Consider the following 14910-nt stretch of genomic DNA (forward strand, 5'->3'; position numbering starts at 1 on the left):
ACGTGATCATTGCCATCGTAATTTCGCTGGATGGCTAATGGTATGAAAACACGTATCACGGAACTGCTGGGTATTCGCTATCCGATTATCCAGGGCGGCATGATGTGGGTCGGTCGCGCGGAGTTGGTCGCGGCCGTTTCCAATGCCGGTGGTCTGGGCATCCTCACCGCGCTGACCCAGCCGACGCCGGAGGCGCTGGTTGAAGAGATCGAGCGCTGCCGGGCGCTGACCGATCAGCCGTTCGGTGTCAACCTGACTATCCTACCCTCCATCTCACCACCGCCATACGAGGCCTACCTGGACGCGGCCATCGCCGCTGGTGTGCCGGTTCTGGAAACCGCGGGGAGTAATCCGCAGGCGTTCATCGCCAAGGCCAAGGTAGCCGGGATGAAGGTCATCCACAAGTGCGTGGCGGTGCGCCATGCGTTGTCCGCCGAACGGCACGGTGCCGACGCGGTATCCATCGACGGCTTTGAGTGCGCCGGGCATCCCGGCGAGGACGACGTGCCTGGGTTGGTGCTGATCCCTGCGGCAGCACGCCGCCTTTCGATTCCCGTGATCGCTTCGGGGGGGATAGCCGACGGCCGTGGCCTGGCGGCGGCGCTGGTGCTCGGCGCCGAAGGGGTGAATATGGGGACGCGCTTCTGCGCCACCCTTGAGGCGCCGATCCACGAGGCGATCAAACAGGCCCTGGTGACCGCTGATGAGCGTGACACGCGGCTGATCTTTCGTAGCTTGCGCAATACCGCGCGGGTGCTGCGCAACGCCATTTCCGAAGAGGTGGTGGCGCTCGAGCGCCGGGCCGGCGGGGTGGAGTTCGAGGAGCTGCGCCCACTGGTCGCCGGCACACGCGGCCGGGCGGCGCTGGAAGCGGGAAGCGTCGACGACGGCATCGTCACCGCCGGCCAATGCATCGGCCTGATTGACGATATTCCCAGTTGCGCCGAGCTGATCGAACGCATCATCGCCGAAGCCGGCGAGCAACTGCGGCGTGCCACCTCTCGTTTGGCGCCGCACGAACCCGCTAGCAAGAATCAGGAGCAGGGCCGTGATTGACTTCATCTACAGTGGTCGGTCCTTGACGCTTTCGCGGATCGAGGACGGTTTCGTCGAATTGCGCTTGCAGCGCGAGGACGCTCCCATCAACAAGCTGGACCAGCGCACCCTGGAGGAACTGGAAGCGGTGGCCGGGCTGCTGGAAAACGCCAGCGGGGACATTCGCGGACTGTTGGTCTCCAGTGGTCTTGACGCGTTCGTGGTCGGTGCCGACATCACCGAGTTCGGCGCCCTGTTCAAGCGTAGCGAGGCGGAAATTGTCGAGCACACCTGGCAGGCCAACCGTTTGTTCGAGCGCCTGTCCGCCTTGCCCGTGCCCAGCGTGGTGGCGATTAATGGCTACGCCCTGGGTGGTGGCCTGGAACTGGCGCTGGCGTTCGACTATCGGGTGATGGCCGAAGGGGCTCGGGTCGGATTGCCCGAAGTGGGGCTCGGTCTGATACCCGGGTACGGTGGCACCGTGCGTTTGCCGAGGGTGAGCAGCGTCATGTTGGCGTTGGAGTGGCTTACTGACGGCAGGCCCAGGCAGGCCGAGGCCGCGGTGGCGGCCGGAGTGGTGGAGCAGAGTGTTGAGCCCGGTGCGCTGCGGACGGCGGCGCTCACGCTGCTGCACCAGGCGGTCGAGGGCGAGCTGGATTGGGACGATCGTCGCCAATCGCGGCTGAGAGTGCCGGCGCGGCCGGCCAGTGAAGAGGAACTGGCCCGGGTACGAACCGAACTGGCGCGACGTGCGCCCGCGCATCAGCCGGCCCGCCCTTGGCTGGTGGATCTGCTCGAAGCGGCACAGCGTACGGACCATTTGACGGCCCTGCGCCTGGAGGGCGAGACCTTCGGTCGGGTGGCCAAAACCCAGGCCGCGGCCTCTCTGGTGCGAACCTTCCTGAATGATCAAGCTGTCAAAAAGCTCGGCAAGTCCCACATCGGCGCGGCATCGCCGATCCGCCAGGCGGTGGTGCTGGGCGCCGGCATCATGGGCGGCGGCATCGCTTACACCAGCGCACTGCACGGTACCCCGGTGCGCCTGAAGGATATCCGCCAGGAAGCGCTGGACCTTGGAATGGCCGAGGCGGACAAGCTGCTGCGGCGCCAGGTTGGCAAGGGCCGTCTGAGCGAGGCGCGCGCCGCCGAGGTGCTGGCCTCGATCACCCCTCAGTTGGACGACACCGGTTTCGCCGAGGCCGATGTGGTGATCGAGGCTGTGGTCGAGAATCTGGGCGTCAAGCACGCGGTGCTCGGCGAGGTGGAGCAGGCGGTGGCGCCACACGCCATCCTGCTGTCGAATACCTCGTCACTGCGCATTGACGACCTGGCCGAGCCCTTGAGGCGTCCCGAGAACTTCGCCGGCATGCATTTCTTCAACCCGGTGCCGGTGATGCCGTTGGTGGAGATCATCCGTGGTTGCCGCAGTGGCGATGCGGCGGTGGCCACCGCCGTGGCCCAGACCGTGGCGATGGGCAAGACGCCGGTTGTGGTCAAGGATGGGCCGGGCTTTCTGGTCAACCGCATCCTCGCGGCTTATATCCACGCCTTCCTGCAACTGGTGGCCGATGGCGCCGATTTCGAGCAGGTGGACCGGGCGGCGGAGGCGTTCGGCTGGCCGATGGGACCTGCCTATCTGGAGGATGTGGTGGGGCTGGATACCGGAGCACACGTCTGCGACGTGATCTTCGCTGGATACCCCGAACGGATGCCGGCGGTGTCCGGCAATGCTATCAAGACGCTGCTTGCCGAAGAGCGCCTGGGGCAGAAGAGCGGCGCCGGTTTCTATCGCTACGAAGCCACCGAGGGTGGCCCCCCGCGCAAGGTTTCCGACCCGCGCGCCCGCTCCCTGGTGGCGGCCAGGCAGACCAGGGGGGCGCGCGATTTCAGCGACCCGGAAATCATCGAGCGGCTGATGTTGCCGTTAATTGTCGAAGCGATCCACGCGTTGCAGGAAGGTGTGGTGGCGACGCCCGCCGAACTGGATACCGCCTTGCTGCTGGGCCTCGGGTTCCCCCCCTACCTGGGCGGTGCACTGGTGTACGCCGACTGGCTGGGAGCCGCGCACCTGGTGTCACGTTGCGAACAGTATGCGGCGCTGGGCGAGGCCTACCGGGCCCCGGTCATGCTATGTGAACTGGCGGCCGGCGAAGGTCGGTTCTACGCCGAATGATACCGCGCCGGGCCAGGTCCGGCGCGCCGAACGACCGGAATAAGAGGAGTGAAAACATGGCTGAGGCCTTTATCGTGGCCACCGCGCGCAGCGCCGGTGGCCGGCGCGGTGGAAGACTGGCCGGATGGCATCCCGTTGACTTGGCCGGCGCGGTATTGGATGCGCTGGTCCAACGCAGCGGTGTTGACCCGGCGGCCATTGACGACGTGATCCTTGGCTGCGTCGGCCAGGCCGGCGAGCAGTCGACCAATGTGGCGCGTAACGCCATCCTGGCCTCCAGTTTGCCGGAGAGCGTTCCGGGAACGACGGTGGATCGCCAGTGTGGGTCCTCGCAGCAAGCTCTGCACTTCGCCGTGCAGGCGGTGTTGTCGGGCACCCAGGATGTCGTCGTCGCCGGCGGCGTGGAAAGTATGAGCCGCGTTCCCATGGCGTTGCCCCATTGGCTGCCGGAGGAAAACGGCTATGGGCAGTATGTCAGCCCCCGCGTGCGGGAGCGCTATCCAGACGTGGTGTTTAGCCAGTTCAATGGCGCCGAGCGCATCGCGCAAAAGTACGGCTTCAACCGCGAGCAGTTGGACACTTTTGCCCTGGAAAGCCACCGCAAGGCGGCGGCGGCGACCCGGGCCGGATATTTTGACGCCGAGATCGTGCCGCTGCCGATCACCTTGGAGAGCGGCGCGAGCGACTGGCATTCCGTCGATGAAGGGATCCGCTTCGACGCTTCCCTGGAAGGTATCTCCGGGGTCAAGCTGCTGGCCGAGGGCGGGCGGATCAGCGCCGCCAGCGCCAGCCAGATCTGCGACGGTGCCTCCGCGCTGATGGTGGTCAACGAACGTGGTTTGAAGGCCATTGGCGCCGAGCCACTGGCGCGCGTACACCACATCAGTGTGCTCGGGCATGATCCGGTGATCATGCTGGAGGCGCCGATCCCCGCAACCCAGCGGGCGCTGCAGCGTAGCGGGCTGAAGATCGACGATCTGGACCTCTACGAGGTGAACGAGGCGTTTGCGCCCGTCCCCTTGGCCTGGTTGCAGGGCACCGGGGCCGACCCGGCCCGGCTCAACGTCAATGGCGGTGCCATCGCCCTCGGCCATCCACTGGGCGCCACGGGCACCAAGCTGCTCGGCACCCTCATTCATACGTTGCACCGCCAGGGCAAGCGCTATGGGCTTCAGACCGTCTGCGAAGGCGGAGGCCTGGCCAACGTCACCATCATCGAGCGTCTGTGACGCGAAGCGGAGAGACACGAAATGAACATTGATAGTCAGCTTGTCGCCGTGGTCACCGGCGGCGCTTCCGGTCTTGGCGCGGCCTGCGTGCGCGCCCTGGCGGCGCGTGGCGCCAGAGTCAGCATCTTCGATCTCAACGAGGCCCAAGGTCAGGCGCTGGCCGCCGAGGTCGGTGGCGCCTTCTTCCAGGTCGACGTGACCTCCGATGCCAGTGTTGACGCAGGCTTCGCTGCTTCCCGCGCGGCCGCCGGCCAGGAGAGGGTGCTGGTCAACTGCGCCGGCACCGGCAATGCGATCAAGACCGCCTCGCGCGACAGGAACACCGGCGCGATTCGCCATTTCCCGCTCGATGACTTCGAGCGCATCGTGCAGATCAACCTGATGGGCACCTTCCGCGCCCTGGCCAAGTCGGCCGCCGGCATGCTGGAGGTGGAACCGATCGAGGACAGCGAGCGCGGGGTGATCGTCAACACCGCGTCGGTAGCGGCCGAGGACGGCCAGATCGGCCAGGCCGCCTATTCGGCGTCCAAGGGCGGTGTGGTGGCCCTGACCCTGCCTGTTGCACGCGACCTAGCGGGCGACGGCATCCGCGTTAACACCATCATGCCGGGTATCTTCGATACCCCACTGCTCAAGGGCTCGCCGCAACCGGTGCTGGACGCCTTGGGCGCCTCAGTGCCCTTCCCGAAACGCCTGGGGCGGGTTGAGGAGTTCGCCGCGATGGTCGTGGCCATCGTCGAGAACGGTTACATGAACGGCGCGTCCCTGCGCCTGGATGGCGCCATTCGCATGGCGCCGCGCTGAAAGAGGCCGACCATGGATTTCGCGATAGACTACCAACTGCAGGAGCTGCAGGAACGCACCCGCTGCTTCGTAGCCGAGGTGGTGCGTGGCTACGAGGATGACCCGCGCCAGGACGGCCATGGGCCGCATGAAGCGCTGCGCGACGAACTGGTGGCGCAGGCGCGAGAAAGGGGACTGCTGACCCCGCACGCGGGCATCGAACTGGGTGGGTTGGGCCTGACCCACGTGGCCAAGGCGATTGTTTTCGAGGAGGCCGGCTATTCGCCGCTGGGGCCTGTGGCGTTGAACATCCACGCGCCCGACGAAGGCAACGTACACCTGCTCGAACAGGTCGCCACCGAAGCGCAAAAGGAGCGCTGGCTCAAACCCTTGGTCGACGGACGGGTGCGCTCGTGTTTCTGCATGACCGAGCCGGCGCCGGGTGCAGGGTCCGACCCGGAGATGTTGCAGACCTGTGCCCGGCGCGATGGCGATGATTACGTCATCGACGGGCTTAAATGGTTCATCACTGGCGCCCGTGGAGCCGGCTTTGCAATCATCATGGCTCGTACCGAGGATGGCGAGGCGACCATGTTCCTGGCCGACATGGATCAGCCCGGCATTCATGTGGAGCGGCTGATGGAGTCCCTGGACTCCTGCTTCACCGGCGGCCATGGGGTGATCCGCTTCGAGGGCCTGCGGGTGCCCGCACAGAACGTGCTGGGCGAGGTCGGCAAGGGCTTCCGCTACGCCCAGGTGCGTCTGGCCCCGGCGCGTTTGACCCATTGCATGCGCTGGCTTGGCCAGGCACGTCGCGCCCATGACGAGGCAGTGGACTACACCACCCGGCGCCAAGCCTTCGGTAAACGCCTGATCGAGCACGAGGGGGTGGGCTTCCAGCTCGCTGACAACGAGCTGGATCTCCACAGTGCGCGCCTGGCGATCTGGCATTGCGCTTGGGTGCTCGACCAGGGGGGCAAGGGTCGCCACGAGTCCAGTGTGGCCAAGGTGCTGTGCTCGGAGGCGCTGTGGCGGGTGGTTGACCGCAGTGTGCAGGTGCTCGGCGGCAGCGGCGTCACCGGCGAGCGCATCGTCTCGCGGATCTTCCGCGATCTGCGCGCCTTCCGCATCTACGATGGCCCTTCAGAGACCCATCGCTGGAGCATCTCCAAGCGCATCGACCGACAAGCCGGAGGCCAGCCATGATCGACCTTAGGGGCAGGCGCGCGCTGGTGACCGGTGCCTCCAGCGGTCTCGGCGCGCACTTCGCGCAGACTCTGGCGAATGCCGGCGCCGAGGTGCTAGTAGCCGCGCGCCGACGGGAGCGCCTGGAGAAACTGGTGCGACAGATCCGCGAAAGCGGTGGCTGGGCAGAGGCGCTGGTGCTCGACGTGTCGTCCTCGGAATCGGTGGCGCAGGCCATGCAGGCAGCCTTCGCCCAGGCGCCGCTGGATATCTTGATCAACAACGCTGGAGTGACTGTGGTGCGTCCGGCGCTGGAGCAAACGGAAGAGGACTGGGACGGTGTGCTTGGCACCAACCTCAAGGGAGGCTGGCTGGTGGCGGTCGAGGCGTCGCGCTGGATGGTGCGGCACAAGCATCCTGGCAGCATCGTCAACATCGCCTCGATTCTCGGTGAACGGGTCGCCGGCAACGTCGCGCCCTATGCCGTGTCCAAGGCCGCCCTGTTGCAGATGACACGAGCCCTGGCGCTGGAATTGGCGCGCCACGGTATTCGCGTCAATGCCCTCGCCCCGGGCTACGTCAGCACTGAGTTGAACCAGGAGTTCCTTGCCAGCGAGGCTGGCCAGCGCTTGCTGTCGCGTATTCCGCAGCGGCGCTTCGTCGAGCCGCGTGACCTGGATGGCGCCCTGTTGCTGCTGGCCTCCGAGGCAGGTAGGGCGATCACCGGGGCTACCCTGGCGGTGGACGGTGGCCACTTGCTCAGTTCCCTCTGAGGAGCCCGACGATGTCCAGCTTGTACCTGCTGCGTCATGGCCAGGCCGTCTGTGGCGATGACGATTATGATCGGTTGTCACCGCGTGGCCAACATCAGGCGCGGGCGAACGGCGCCTTTTGGCGGCCAGGGGAATGGCCTTCGACCGCATGCTGGTCGGGCCACGGCAGCGTCAGGACGCTCGGCGGCGCATCGGCGACCTGCTGCTGGCTCTCGACAATGCCGCGTTGAGCGAACTGGTGTTCAGCTCCGGACGCGGGTCCCTGCGTAGTTTCAACAGCACATCCCACCTGCCGGCCGAGTTGACCAGCAGGATCTGAGCGAGGTAGTTATGACGATAGAGGTTAGGCGCGACGAAAGCCTGGAGCAGCCCGCCTTGCGAGAGGCGCTGGCCCGGGAACTAGCCAGCCGGCTGGCCGCCGAGGCGGTGGAGATCCGCAGTGCCAACCGTCTGTCCGGCGGCGCTATACAGGAGAATTGGGCATTGCAGGCGCAGGTTCTGGGTGGGCCACACGCCGGTGCGCAGGACTGGGTGCTGCGTACGGACGCGCCTTCGGCGGTGGGCGTCAGCCTAGACCGGCGTCAGGAATTCGCGGTGCTGCAGCGGGCGGTGGCGGTCGGGGTGCGGGCGCCACGACCATTGCTGGTGGTCGAGCATAGCGAGGCGCTGGGGCGCCCGTATTTCTTGATGCAGCGGCTGGGCGGCACGGCAGCCGGGCATCGCCTCACCCGTGACCTGCTGTCCGTTACGGAGTCGGCGCGGTTGCTGGATGACCTGGCGCAGAGCCTGGCGCGCCTGCACACGATCGGTCCAGAAGAGGCCGGCCTGGACTTTCTCCTGATGCCGAACCAGGCCCCGGCGGCTGAGGCCATCGCCGAGTACCGTGCCTACCTGGACACCCTGCAGGAGCCACAGCCGGTGCTGGAGTGGGGATTGCGCTGGTGCGAGCTTAACATGCCGGAGCCGCTGCCGCTGAGCTTGATTCATCGCGACTTTCGTACGGGCAACTACCTTGTCGAGCGCGGTCGCCTCAGCGGCATCCTTGACTGGGAATTCGCCGGCTTCGGCGATCCGCGCGAGGATATCGGATGGTTCAGCGCTCGCTGTTGGCGCTTTGCCGCGCCGCAGCACGGGGCCGGCGGCATTGGCGCCCTGGCGCAGTTCCTCGACGCCTATCGGCAGGCCGGCGGCCATCCGGTCGAACCTGAAGAAGTCGTCTACTGGCAGGTACTGGCCCATCTGCGATGGGGCGTGATCGCCCTGCAGCAGGCCCAGCGCTACCTGAGCGGTCGCGAGGTTTCCCTAGAGCTGGCCCTGACCGGACGGCTGCTGCCCGACCTGGAAATCGAAATTCTCCACCTGACCCGAGAGGGACAACCATGAGTCGCCAACCCGATGCAGCGGAGCTGTTGAGCACCGCCCGCGAGATCCTGCTCGGCCAGTTGCTGCCGGCCTTGCCGGAAACGCTGCACTACCAGACTCGGATGATCGCTAATGCCATGGCCATCGCCGCCCGCGAGCAGCATGCCACAGCGTCCGTGGACATCGAGCGGGAACGCCAACTGGCCACGGCGATACGTCGCGGCGCGCATGACGAAGGCTCGGCCGGGCAGGAACTGCTGGCCATCGCGCGCGGCAAGCTGGAGAACAGCAACCCGCGCCTCCTGGCCGCCTACCCGGAGGGTAGCGACTAGCCGGCTGTTGCTGTTTCGTCTGCATACAAAACAAAAAGGACAAGCACATGCATGCGATTTTCACGAGTATCAGCCACCTTTCCGTCGGCAATCGCCTGTTTCTGGGGTTCGGTCTGACCTGCCTGCTGACCTTGGTGGTCGGTATCAGTGGCTTCCAGGCGATCAGCCTACTGAACGACAGCAACCAGCGTGCCAGGGACCTCTCCAGCATCCAGGCCGAGGTGCTGCAGGTGCGGATCGCCGAAAAGACCTTTGCTCAGGAGCGGTCGGAGGCTGCGGCCAAGCAGGTAAAGGAGCAGTTGGATGGCCTTGAGCGATTTCTGCGAGAGCACCCGGCTTTGGTGGCTGTGCCCGAGGTGCAGGGTGTGCGGGGGAAGTATCAGGTGGAGTTCGAACGTTTCGACCAGTTGCAGCGGCGTGCGGTACAGGCGCGCACCAACATGCAGCAACAGGCGGACGAGGTCCGGCGCAGCTTCGAGGTTGTCGAGCAGGACTTCTTCGACGCGGCCATGGGGCTGGACGACTCGGCCGGGCTGAGAGTGGCGGAGGCAGTGCGGCAGGCCAACGATATGGCTGAACTGGTTCGCATGCAACTGACGCTGCGCACCCTGGAGTTCGCCCATGACCTGATTCCCAGCGCAGCGAACTATGACGCCTGGTACACCTATAGCGCGGGGGTTACAGCGACCCTGGAAAGCCTGCTGCGCCGAGTCGAGGGGCCTCATCGGGAGGCGCTGGAGGAGGCCATGACGGCGTTGCAGCGCTATATTGATGCCTTTGCCGATTATCGCCTCGGCTTGCAGAGCAGCAAAGACAGCGAGGCCCACCTCGTCACGCTGTCTGAACGAATGCTGGATCTGGTCGATGAGGCCCATGCGCAGGAAGCGCTGGCGCTGGAGCGGGAGAGCCGGCTCTTCCTATTGGGCGTCGGCGCGATTACCGGGCTGGCCATCCTGCTAGGCCTTTCCGCTGCCTGGCTGATTCGGCGCCTGACCCTGATTCCGCTGCAAGACACCTTGGCAATGGCTCGGTGCGTTGCCGAGGGCGATCTGGGAGCGGATCGGCTGCCACGACGACGAGACGAGTTTGGAATACTGCAGGAGGCCATGCGTAGCATGACCAGCAACCTACGGGAACTGGTTGGACACATTGATGACGGCGTGCGGCAGTTGTCCAGCGCGACGGTCGAGCTGGCGCGCTTGAGCGTGGATACGCTGGATGGCATGAATCGGCAGTGCGCCGAAACGGAGCAGACCTCTTGCGCAATGCAGCAGATGACCGCTACCGCCCTGGCGGTGGCCAAGGATGCGGAGGGCGCTTCGGTGGCCGCGCTGGAGGCCGACGGCAAGGCCAGCGGTGGAGAGCGGCTGGTGCAGCAGGTGGCCGAGCAGATCCGCCAGCTTTCCGGCGAGATGCGGCAAACTGCGGTGTCCATCGACCTGCTGGATCAGGAAAGCCGGGGCATAGTTAGGGTCCTGGAGGTGATCAAGGGGTTGGCCGAGCAGACCAATATGCTAGCTCTAAACGCCGCCATCGAGGCGGCCCGCGCCGGGGATCACGGGCGTGGCTTCGCGGTGGTGGCCGAAGGAGTGCGCACGCTGGCGGGGAGAACGCGCCAGTCCGCGGATGAGATCGAGCAGACCATCGGGCAATTGCTGACGGTAACCGAGCGGGTAGTCGGAAAGACACAAGCCGGCATGGACTTACTTGACGACAGCGTCGAGCTTACCGAACAGGCCGGCTCGGCGTTGGAGCAGATTACCCGGGGTGTGTCCGTCATCGAGAAACGGAATCAGCAGATCGCCGCCGCGGCAGAGCAGCAGAACGTGGTGGCGGGGCAGGTCAACGATAGTGTGGCGCGGATCAGCAGTGTCACCCAGTCGAACGTCTGCGCCACGCAAGCAATCGACGCCTCTACCCGGGAGTTGGTCAAGCTAGGCGAAAGGTTGCAACAGTTAACGCAGCGCTTTCGGGTCGATGGATGAGGTTCCAGAAAACCTCTTTCTGGAACTGCATGCGCAGCTGGATCGGCTGGACGGCCAGTTCTAGAAAACCATCGGGTAGCCTCCTGGCGCCATCGGAAAACGGCAGCACCTGAGCCTGCTGAACAGCCAGACACTGTAGCTCTATCAGACTCGTGTTGCTCAGCTTCACGTAATGCACGTCGACTTCAGCTAGGATGGTATCGGAATGCTGGGTAGGATGCGTAGATCATGCAGACATTCGAGGAACTGCGATCAGAACGTGAGCAGTTGCGGGAGCCTCTGGGCAAGCTAATGCGTGACTACGCCATGCGCCACATATGACGACACTCGTGAGCGCTAGGCAAAAATCTTCTGCACTCTTCGAAATATCGTTTTATTACGGGAGAAGCAAAAAATTCACGAATCTGCTTCTCGCTGATAATCCCCGTACCGGATCCTGTGCTCGCGACTGCCGATGATTCAAAGGCAGCGCTTATGTTTAAACAGGTATGCAGGTTGGCAATGAGCTGCCCCCCTGATGTGGTGGGTATGACTTTCGATGGTGATCCCGGTGAAACGGCACTCATTCCAAAAACATCAGCTGTTCTTGGCGGGCATTGTCAATTATTGGCTTGATTGATCGCTGCTGTCTTGGTTTTCCGCCTCTACAATCGATCAAAACAAGATGGAGGACGCGATATGAACGCAACGAAGTCAGCCAAGACCGCTATAGCAGCAGCCCTGCTTTGCGGTGCTAGTGCCGCCGCAGCCGAAGAAAACATCAATTCGATGGTATTCCAAGCCCCGATCCAAGAAGTATACAACTATGTATCGAAGCCAAATCTTTGGCATGAGTGGCACCCTGCATCTTTGGGGGCGGACAGCAGCAGCGATAAAGATCTCGCCGTAGGTGAACATTTCAAGGAGCAGATCAGGCTCTACGGAAAAGAGGTTGAGATGGATTATAAAGTCGTTATCGCGCGCCCACCCTACGAGTTCAAGACGGCATTCGTCTCGCCGATGATTGATGGAAGTATCCACTATCAGCTGGAAGAGGTGGATGGCGGCACCCATTTTACACGCACCCTCAATTATTCCATCGAAAAGTACCTCACGTCCTTGCAGGAACAGATGCAGCAGGCGTCGGGCGTTGCTTTGAGTAACCTTAAAGAACGGCTGGAATCGTCAAACTGATTCATCCGGTGAATGCGAGAGCATTATGCGAGTCGTAGTCATAATGAGTACGCTGCTGCTGTCGACGTTTCTGGTGTCCTGTGCGACTGAACAGATTGCGTCAAAGCCTGTCCAGGGTGGGGTCCAAACTTTTACAGTTGCCTTGGCTAACACCCACGTGCTGGACGTATCGGGTGTCCGTCTTATGATCGATTCTGGTAAGGCGGGTAACGAGGGCACCTTGATCGACAAGATGTCTGAAGCGGGTATCGACCCGGCAAGTATCGACTATCTTATCCTGACACACGGGCACACAGATCATGCTGGAGGAGCGGCTTACTTCAAACGCCACTTTGGTACGCGGATTATTGCCAGCGCCGCGGAAGCATCGATGTTGGCCGAAGGCAAGAATGACGACCTCTGTCCAACCAACATGGTCGGAGGCGTACTCAAGCCGTTTATCATGCGTGAATCCTATCCTCCGGTAACGGCCGACGTGGTTGTGGGTGATCAGTTTGATCTGGCAAGCATTGGCGCTCACGGTATTATCGTTTCCATACCGAGCCACACCCCGGGGTCAATTGCTGTTCTTATAGATAATAAGGCATTTGTGGGGGATTTGGTGCGTGGCGGGTTGTTGCAAAAGACGATGCCCGCCCGCCACTTTTACATGTGCGATCTTGAGAAGAATAATTCAGATATAAGGAAAATACTGGCGAACGAGCGGATTGATACCTGGTATACAGGGCATATGGGGCCGCTATCCGTGGATTCAGTAAAAGAGGCCTTCGCCCAATGGCAATGATAATGTTTGGTGCGAACGTGTTTTGTTGGCTTTCGCGGGTCGATTCGGACGGCTGGTGTTGGCTTAGGTTGGAAGTCATTCAAGCCGGCTGCTTACTCCTAATGCCTTGTTCGACGCCAGCGTCCGGGTGTGTGGCCCGTCCAACGGCTAAAAGCGCGAGAAAAGCTGGCGGCTTCTGAGTAACCTAGCTGTTGTGCAACTTCTGCGATGCCAATGTTTGACTCGGAAAGCAGGCGCTCTGCCATTTTCTGCTTGACGCTGTCGTTGATTATGGCGAATGTTTTTCCAGTCCCCGCCAGTCTCCGATGCAGTGTCCGTTCCGAAAGGCCAATCCTTTCTGCAACCTGCCTGGCCGTCAGCAGCTCCGGCGCGCTTTCGAGCACGGCTTCCTGGACACGGCGAACTATTGGCGAATCGGATGCCGATAAGGGGAGCTCGTCGATCATCCTGCTGCATAGACGCTCCCCCTCAAACCGCGAGCTAAGGTTTGCCTGCGGCAGTGGCGCGGTCAGATCATGATATGCGAACAGTACGCCATTTTGTTCTGCTTTAAACCGGACACTATAGGGCTGCCAGTAGTCTCTTGGATGGCCCTCCTTTTTTTCGCCATGTTTCACTGTTACTTCCATCGGATGTACGTCGCGCTGCATCAGTTCTGAGGCGATACGGATAATCCCGGAGAGTCCGCGCTCGATCACCAGGCTCTTGGCATCTGGGGGTAGGACGCGCTCATCGAATAAAAACCATAGCCCTTGCGGGTGGATCTCTGTGCTGACTGGGCAGAGGGTAAGCGCGAGCGTTTGGAATCGATTCAATAAGCCCAATGCATTGTCCAAGCTTGCGCTCGCGAGCATCGTAAAGCCGAGCAGGCCGAGGGAGGTAAGGTGGTATCGGCAACCGACTCGGTAGCCGAAGTCGGCTCTTGCTCCCAGTTGTATGAGGTTTCGTATGACGGCCAGTTCCTGCCAGGCTTCGATGGTCGTGCCGGGCTCTGACAGAGCGTTTGTCGATATCGCGCTATTGGCAAGGCATGCGATGGTGTCCAAGCCGTCGTCTTCTGCCGTTTCGAGCAGATATCGGACGCCCGATGGGTCACGCCTTTCCCTCCAATTCACCATCTTGCCCCCCTGACTCATTGCAACAAAATGAATGCGCTGCGGGCGCTGATCGGATTGGGTTCAACACCAAGGCCTAATAGCGTAGTTGATTCTATTTGTATGTCTTTGCCAAGATTTGATTATTAAAATAGCGGGTTAGCCACTCGGCTGAGGCTCCTTGGCTTGGGCGGTGCAGCAAAGTAGTACCCTCCAGGCAACGCGAATTTGAAGAAAACATGCCGCCGAGAGTCCAATGACTCTTTACTGGGCAAGCAGCAATGACTCAATGACTTGGTAGGTGTTGCGATATATCTGAATGAAATGCTCTTGGTTGTCGCCAAGCTGGCCATGCCGATACATTGTCATCATGCCTTGCGAGGAGCTGAGCAACATCATGGCTGTGCGCTCAATATTGATATCCTGCCTGAATATTTCGACGTTATGACACTCTCGAACACGATCGACTAATATCTGGAATGCCCCTCGTCGCAGGGATGAAAAGTGGTGGAGGGCATCTTCACTGACTTGCGGTTTATGGCTCAGGAAAAAAATGTCGTAATGACTCGGCTGTTCCAAACCGAAGGCAAGGAAGGACTCGGAACATATCCGTAGTCTGTGCAGAGGATCTTCACCGGAGAGAGAGCGGTTAATGTAACGGGAGAAGGTTTCAACGCCCTCCAGGAAAATTTCTCCTAGCAGCTCTTCCTTATTCTTGAAATGCCAATAGATCGCTGCGGGAGTCATGCCGATGGAAGTGGCGAGTTTGCGCATTGACAGGCCCTTTTCCCCGGACTCTATAAATAGGGAGCGTGCCTCGTTGAGGATCAGTGCCTTCTGATTGTATTTGGACAATTGTAACCTCAACCTGCGATCAGTAGCTGCGATGGCAAGGGTACCCTGTTTAACGGAGCCCGAACAATTCGTCGCCCAGGTGCATAAAGGCGGCTATCAAAACGTTCAGACGCTCCCGAAGGGAACGCTGCTGGTGCTTTTGGACCG

14 protein-coding genes are annotated in these 14910 nt (G+C 62.1%); 12 read left to right on the forward strand and 2 right to left on the reverse strand.

Translation table 11 applies throughout. The features are described 5' to 3' along the window. The first annotated feature begins 42 nt into the window (after positions 1-42). From J3364_RS19940 to J3364_RS19995, 12 genes are all read left to right on the forward strand, one after another. Positions 43-1056 (forward strand): NAD(P)H-dependent flavin oxidoreductase, encoded by a 1014-nt coding sequence (locus J3364_RS19940; RefSeq protein WP_349559913.1) that lies wholly within the window; start codon positions 43-45, stop codon positions 1054-1056. After that, positions 1049-3208 carry a fatty acid oxidation complex subunit alpha FadB gene (gene fadB / locus J3364_RS19945; protein WP_349559914.1) on the forward strand — a complete coding sequence of 720 codons (2160 nt, stop codon included), beginning with the start codon at positions 1049-1051 and terminating at the stop codon, positions 3206-3208. Before J3364_RS19940 ends, fadB begins: the two co-directional genes overlap by 8 nt. 56 nt (positions 3209-3264) lie before the next feature. Continuing rightward, positions 3265-4437 carry an acetyl-CoA C-acetyltransferase gene (locus J3364_RS19950; RefSeq protein ID WP_349559915.1) on the forward strand — a complete coding sequence of 391 codons (1173 nt, stop codon included), beginning with the start codon at positions 3265-3267 and terminating at the stop codon, positions 4435-4437. Positions 4438-4458: 21 nt separating this feature from the next. Beyond that, positions 4459-5241, forward strand: a complete 783-nt coding sequence (locus J3364_RS19955) for an SDR family NAD(P)-dependent oxidoreductase (RefSeq protein WP_349559916.1) — start codon at positions 4459-4461, stop codon at positions 5239-5241. Positions 5242-5253: 12 nt separating this feature from the next. Then, on the forward strand, positions 5254-6426 hold the full coding sequence (locus tag J3364_RS19960) for an acyl-CoA dehydrogenase family protein (RefSeq protein ID WP_349559917.1): 1173 nt from the start codon (positions 5254-5256) through the stop codon (positions 6424-6426). After that, entirely contained in the window at positions 6423-7178 is a 756-nt protein-coding gene (locus tag J3364_RS19965) for an SDR family NAD(P)-dependent oxidoreductase (protein ID WP_349559918.1), read from the forward strand. Before J3364_RS19960 ends, J3364_RS19965 begins: the two co-directional genes overlap by 4 nt. Positions 7179-7311: 133 nt before the next feature. Continuing rightward, a complete protein-coding gene (locus J3364_RS19970; RefSeq protein ID WP_349559919.1) occupies positions 7312-7497 on the forward strand; it encodes a hypothetical protein in 186 nt (61 codons plus the stop codon). Positions 7498-7508: 11 nt separating this feature from the next. Continuing rightward, on the forward strand, positions 7509-8561 hold the full coding sequence (locus tag J3364_RS19975) for a phosphotransferase family protein (RefSeq protein WP_349559920.1): 1053 nt from the start codon (positions 7509-7511) through the stop codon (positions 8559-8561). Beyond that, entirely contained in the window at positions 8558-8872 is a 315-nt protein-coding gene (locus J3364_RS19980) for a DUF6285 domain-containing protein (RefSeq protein ID WP_349559921.1), read from the forward strand. The genes J3364_RS19975 and J3364_RS19980 overlap by 4 nt, the downstream gene beginning before the upstream one ends. Positions 8873-8919: 47 nt before the next feature. Beyond that, complete coding sequence (locus J3364_RS19985) at positions 8920-10857, forward strand: HAMP domain-containing methyl-accepting chemotaxis protein (RefSeq protein ID WP_349559922.1); 1938 nt, start codon at positions 8920-8922, stop codon at positions 10855-10857. 678 nt (positions 10858-11535) lie between these two features. Then, positions 11536-12030, forward strand: a complete 495-nt coding sequence (locus tag J3364_RS19990; protein WP_349559923.1) for an SRPBCC family protein — start codon at positions 11536-11538, stop codon at positions 12028-12030. 43 nt (positions 12031-12073) lie between these two features. Further along, the gene (locus J3364_RS19995) at positions 12074-12814 is read left to right on the forward strand and encodes an MBL fold metallo-hydrolase (RefSeq protein ID WP_349559924.1); all 741 of its coding nucleotides are present in this window, start codon (positions 12074-12076) and stop codon (positions 12812-12814) included. 98 nt (positions 12815-12912) lie between these two features. On the opposite strand, the gene J3364_RS20000 is transcribed toward J3364_RS19995, so the two are convergent. Together J3364_RS20000 and J3364_RS20005 are read right to left on the reverse strand one after the other, a co-directional pair. After that, positions 12913-13860 carry an AraC family transcriptional regulator gene (locus J3364_RS20000; protein WP_349559925.1) on the reverse strand — a complete coding sequence of 316 codons (948 nt, stop codon included), beginning with the start codon at positions 13858-13860 and terminating at the stop codon, positions 12913-12915. 312 nt (positions 13861-14172) lie between these two features. After that, positions 14173-14775 (reverse strand): TetR/AcrR family transcriptional regulator, encoded by a 603-nt coding sequence (locus J3364_RS20005; RefSeq protein WP_349559926.1) that lies wholly within the window; start codon positions 14773-14775, stop codon positions 14173-14175. Between the last annotated feature and the right edge of the window lie 135 nt (positions 14776-14910).

The organism is Marinobacter sp. NFXS9 (genome assembly GCF_040148665.1).
Taxonomy (GTDB): domain Bacteria; phylum Pseudomonadota; class Gammaproteobacteria; order Pseudomonadales; family Oleiphilaceae; genus Marinobacter_A; species Marinobacter_A mangrovi.

Excerpts from the sequence above, each read along its gene's own strand:
- J3364_RS19960 (WP_349559917.1), top strand. The coding sequence starts at position 5,254 with ATGGATTTCGCGATAGACTACCAACTGCAGGAGCTGCAGGAACGCACC.
- J3364_RS19985 (WP_349559922.1), top strand. The coding sequence starts at position 8,920 with ATGCATGCGATTTTCACGAGTATCAGCCACCTTTCCGTCGGCAATCGC.
- J3364_RS19975 (WP_349559920.1), top strand. The coding sequence starts at position 7,509 with ATGACGATAGAGGTTAGGCGCGACGAAAGCCTGGAGCAGCCCGCCTTG.
- J3364_RS19995 (WP_349559924.1), top strand. The coding sequence starts at position 12,074 with ATGAGTACGCTGCTGCTGTCGACGTTTCTGGTGTCCTGTGCGACTGAA.
- J3364_RS19950 (WP_349559915.1), top strand. The coding sequence starts at position 3,265 with ATGGCTGAGGCCTTTATCGTGGCCACCGCGCGCAGCGCCGGTGGCCGG.
- J3364_RS19990 (WP_349559923.1), top strand. The coding sequence starts at position 11,536 with ATGAACGCAACGAAGTCAGCCAAGACCGCTATAGCAGCAGCCCTGCTT.
- J3364_RS19970 (WP_349559919.1), top strand. The coding sequence starts at position 7,312 with ATGGCCTTCGACCGCATGCTGGTCGGGCCACGGCAGCGTCAGGACGCT.
- J3364_RS19955 (WP_349559916.1), top strand. The coding sequence starts at position 4,459 with ATGAACATTGATAGTCAGCTTGTCGCCGTGGTCACCGGCGGCGCTTCC.
- J3364_RS19980 (WP_349559921.1), top strand. The coding sequence starts at position 8,558 with ATGAGTCGCCAACCCGATGCAGCGGAGCTGTTGAGCACCGCCCGCGAG.
- J3364_RS19940 (WP_349559913.1), top strand. The coding sequence starts at position 43 with ATGAAAACACGTATCACGGAACTGCTGGGTATTCGCTATCCGATTATC.
- J3364_RS19965 (WP_349559918.1), top strand. The coding sequence starts at position 6,423 with ATGATCGACCTTAGGGGCAGGCGCGCGCTGGTGACCGGTGCCTCCAGC.